Consider the following 5,000-nt stretch of genomic DNA (forward strand, 5'->3'; position numbering starts at 1 on the left):
ACTTTCCAAACCCCTAAAAACACCCTATTCTCTCTAAAAACCCTAACCAGTAACAAACTCTTTTTTAAACACAATTCTAAACACCATCTAAAACAACAATAAAAATAAACATAGGATTTATATATAAAGTAAGTAATGAAGATATTTAACAAGTCCGCAATGAGCTACTTTCCCCCTGCCAGTAAGGCGTAGTATCATCACCCACGATGTGCTTAGCTTCTTGGTTCGGGATGGAGCAAGGCGTTTCCACATCTGTATAATCACGGACATTGTTATTTAAATATTCTTTGAAAGATTGAATTTAAGAATAAAGCTTAATCTTTTATTTCTTTACTTTTTTCTTTATTCTCTTTCTTCTTTTGTTTTTCTTTATTTTTTTCTTATCTTTTATCTTTGATAAGTCTTTATATAGAATACTTAAAAAACAATGTTAAGAGCAAGTTCTAATACAAACTCTACTTGAAAGATTTCTACTAAACTCTAAATATTATTTATATTCAAAGTCTTCTTAAAAACCTTAACAAGGAAGTGATGCTTTATTAAAGATAAGCCAAACGCTCTATTAGTACTGGTCAGCTAAAGGACTTTCATCCATTACACACCCAGCCTATCAAACTAGTAGTCTTCTAGAGAGCTTAGAGAAGATTCATCTTAGAGTTGGCTTCACGCTTAGATGCTTTCAGCGTTTATCCTTTCCAAACTTAGCTACGCTGCGATGCTCTTGGCAGAACAACAGCTACACCAGTGGTTTGTTCAACCCGGTCCTCTCGTACTAGGGTCAAATCTCTTCAATCTTCTTACGCCCACGGCAGATAGGGACCGAACTGTCTCACGACGTTCTGAACCCAGCTCGCGTACCGCTTTAAATGGCGAACAGCCATACCCTTGGGACCTGCTCCAGCCCCAGGATGCGATGAGCCGACATCGAGGTGCCAAACCTCCCCGTCGATGTGAGCTCTTGGGGGAGATCAGCCTGTTATCCCCGGGGTACCTTTTATCCTTTGAGCGATGGCCCTTCCACACAGAACCACCGGATCACTAAGACCGACTTTCGTCTCTGCTTGACTTGTATGTCTTGCAGTTAAGCTGGCTTATACCTTTATACTCTACGAACGATTTCCAACCGTTCTGAGCCAACCTTTGTAAGCCTCCGTTATTATTTGGGAGGCGACCGCCCCAGTCAAACTACCCACCAGACATTGTCCCACTTGAGGATAACTCAAGCTGGTTAGCTACCCAAATAAGAAAGAGTGGTATCTCAACAATGGCTCATATACAACTGGCGTCATATACTCAAAGCCTCCCACCTATCCTGCACATTCTTATCCAAGTAGCAGTGTCAAGCTGTAGTAAAGGTCCACGGGGTCTTTCCGTCTTGCCGCGGGTAGGAGGAATTTTCACCTCCACTACAATTTCACTGGATCCCTCTTTGAGACAGCTCCCATCTCGTTACGCCATTCATGCAGGTCGGTATTTAACCGACAAGGAATTTCGCTACCTTAGGACCGTTATAGTTACGGCCGCCGTTTACTCGGGCTTCGATCAAGAGCTTCGCTAATGCTAACCCCATCAATTAACCTTCGAGCACCGGGCAGGCGTCACACCCTATACATCCTCTTACGAGTTAGCAGAGTGCTGTGTTTTTGGTAAACAGTCGGGAGGGACTCTTTGTTGTAAGTTTCTTCGCTTTCGGAGTAAATCCTAGTACGAAGCTAACCACACCTTATACCGAAGATACGGTGCTATTTTGCAGAGTTCCTTAAAGAGAGTTCTTCCACGCGCCTTAGAATACTCATCCCACCCACCTGTGTCGGTTTACGGTACGGGCAACATTAGCTAAACTTAGAAACTTTTCTTGGCTCGACGGCATCAGGGGTTCTTCTATCCATCCGAAGACTTCAAAAAGCCTTTCAGTTCTCGGAGTATTGTTATACGGATTTGCCTGTATAACCTCCTACAACCTTAGACTAGCACTTCCATCCGCTAGCCCCCTTAGCCCTAAGCGTCCTTCCATCGCACACTAATGTTGGTATTGGAATATTAACCAATTTGCCATCGTCTACCCCTTTCGGACTCGACTTAGGACCCGACTAACCCTACGATGACGAGCATCGCGTAGGAAACCTTGGGTTTACGGCGTTAATGATTCTCACATTAATTATCGCTACTCATGCCTGCATGCTCACTTCTATTCGCTCCAGCACTCCTTACCGGTATACCTTCGACGCAAATAGAACGCTCTCCTACCACTTGCACACAACTTAAACTACTTAACTTTAGCCTAAGAATATTTTTACTGATTTTACTAAGTTTTATTTCTATCTTTACTCTATAAAAATCAGTAAAAATATAACTAAACATATAACTTAGTTTCTCATATTCTAAACTTAAATAATCTAAGTTGTGTGCAAGTCTACAGCTTCGGTACTTACTTTAGCCCCGTTATATTTTCCGCGCAAAATCACTAGACCAGTGAGCTATTACGCTTTCTTTAAAGGATGGCTGCTTCTAAGCCAACCTCCTGGTTGTTTAAGTAACTTCACATCGTTTTCCACTTAAGTAAGATTTAGGGACCTTAGCTGGTAGTCTGGGTTGTTTCCCTCTTGACGACGGATTTTATCACTCGCCGCCTGACTGCTGTGATTACATATAAGGTATTCGGAGTTTGATAGGGTTTGGTACATTGGTGTATGCCCTAGCCCATTCAGTGCTCTACCCCCTTATATTACGACACAACGCTATACCTAAATATATTTCGGAGAGAACCAGCTATCACGAAGTTTGATTGGCCTTTCACCCCTATCCACAAGTCATCCCGGGGCTTTTCAACGCCTATGGGTTCAGTCCTCCACTAGTTCTTACACTAGCTTCAACTTGCTCATGGATAGATCACTTCGTTTCGGGTCTGCAGCATCTGACTAAGCGCCCTATTCAGACTCGCTTTCGCTACGGCTTCGCGTTTGCTTAACCTTGCCAGACACCACAACTCGCAGGCTCATTATGCAAAAGGCAGTCCATCACACTGTATTGCTACATAGTGCTCTGAATGATTGTAAGCAAATGGTTTCAGGTTCTATTTCACTCTGATCACCTCAGTTCTTTTCACCTTTCCCTCACGGTACTTGTGCACTATCGATCTGGTATTAGTATTTAGGGTTGGATCGTGGTCGACCCGGATTCAGACAGGATTCCTCGTGTCCCGCCCTACTCAGGATACTGCTAGCTAAGCTTTGTTTTTCGCATACGGGACTATCACCCTCTATGGCTATACTTTCCAGAATGTTCTGCTAAACTCAGCTCTTGCACATTGCAGTCCTACAACCCCCAGTGCAAGCACTGGGTTTGCCCTCTTGCGCTTTCGCTCGCCGCTACTGACGCAATCTCTATTGATTTCTTTTCCTGAGGGTACTAAGATGTTTCAATTCCCCTCGTTCGCTCCTATATAGGTAATGTATATCTCTATACATTGGGTTGCCCCATTCGGAAATCTACGGATCAAAGCTTCTTGACAGCTCCCCGTAGCTTATCGCAGTCTAGTACGTCCTTCATCGCCTTTACCAGTCAAGGCATCCACCATTCGCTCTTAGTAGCTTACCTTTTTTTACCTTTTATTATTGATTCTAAAACGCATCACTTCCTTGTTAAAGTTTTTATGATAAGACTTCTTTATCTTAAGACGGAAAGCATTCAAACACTTAATATAAAACTAAATGATTTAGTCTCAACTAAGCTGTGAGTTTGAAACTTGTCTTTAATTTATAAATCTTAAATCTAATATTCTCTTTATTATAGAAATAAAGATAATTAAAAGATATAAGTTAAACTAAAGAAAAGATAAATAGGTTTTATCCTTTAACAAGTCCTGTAAAATTGTTTTTATTAAAACTTGCTTGTGACTCTTAACAATGATAATTAAAAAGAACATTTAGGTTTAAAACCTAAAGGAAGTATATATATTAAATAATCTCATTATAAATATAAATACATAATGTATATGCTATTTATATCTATTAAAGTATATTCTTTTATAGTTAAAGATAAAAATAAATCTAAGTATAGGGTTTATATTTTATATTTAATCTACTTTATATACTTGCTTTAGATTTTAAAGCTTTTTTATTCAAATCTTTTTTATGGTGGGCCTAACAAGACTTGAACTTGTGACCTCACCCTTATCAGGGGTGCACTCTAACCAGCTGAGCTATAGGCCCTTAATAAATGGTGGAGAATAGCGGGATCGAACCGCTGACCTCCTGCGTGCAAAGCAGGCGCTCTCCCAGCTGAGCTAATTCCCCATAAACAATTAGCTTTATCATCAATCTTTGAAATCTAAACAAGAATCAATTGAGTTTATATATTGAAGTAATAGTTGTGAGACTTATTACTTTGTACTCTAGAAAGGAGGTGATCCAACCGCAGGTTCTCCTACGGTTACCTTGTTACGACTTCACCCCAGTCGCTGATTCCACTGTGGACGGTAACTAGTTTAGTATTCCGGCTTCGAGTGAAATCAACTCCCATGGTGTGACGGGCGGTGAGTACAAGACCCGGGAACGTATTCACCGTAGCATGGCTGATCTACGATTACTAGCGATTCCGGCTTCATGCTCTCGAGTTGCAGAGAACAATCCGAACTGGGACATATTTTATAGATTTGCTCCACCTCGCGGTATTGCGTCTCATTGTATATGCCATTGTAGCACGTGTGTCGCCCTGGGCATAAGGGCCATGATGACTTGACGTCGTCCACACCTTCCTCCTCCTTACGAAGGCAGTCTATTTAGAGTGCTCGGCCGAACCGTTAGCAACTAAATACGTGGGTTGCGCTCGTTGCGGGACTTAACCCAACATCTCACGACACGAGCTGACGACAGCCGTGCAGCACCTGTCTCTAAGTTCTAGCAAGCTAGCACCCTCTTATCTCTAAAAGGTTCTTAGGATATCAAGCCCAGGTAAGGTTCTTCGCGTATCTTCGAATTAAACCACATGCTCCACCGCTT

General features: G+C 41.8%; 2 tRNA genes and 3 rRNA genes (1 of these 5 running past the window's edge). All 5 read right to left on the bottom strand.

What is annotated here, in order from left to right:
- Window positions 1-151: 151 nt before the first annotated feature.
- Window positions 152-268: ribosomal RNA gene (gene rrf, locus ELQ04_RS08370) — 5S ribosomal RNA — on the bottom strand.
- A gap of 273 nt (window positions 269-541) precedes the next feature.
- Window positions 542-3,597 (bottom strand): 23S ribosomal RNA (locus tag ELQ04_RS08375).
- 537 nt (window positions 3,598-4,134) lie between these two features.
- A tRNA-Ile gene (locus tag ELQ04_RS08380) sits at window positions 4,135-4,211 on the bottom strand.
- Between the two features lie 8 nt (window positions 4,212-4,219).
- Window positions 4,220-4,295: transfer RNA gene (locus ELQ04_RS08385), tRNA-Ala, on the bottom strand.
- A 102-nt stretch (window positions 4,296-4,397) separates the two neighbouring features.
- Window positions 4,398-5,000 (bottom strand): 16S ribosomal RNA (locus ELQ04_RS08390) (it continues 910 nt past the right edge of the window).
- The 16S, 23S and 5S rRNA genes sit together here with 2 tRNA genes alongside, the layout of an rRNA operon.

The sequence above is a fragment of the Campylobacter sp. CH278 genome (assembly GCF_004378845.1).
GTDB classification, from domain to species: domain Bacteria; phylum Campylobacterota; class Campylobacteria; order Campylobacterales; family Campylobacteraceae; genus Campylobacter_D; species Campylobacter_D jejuni.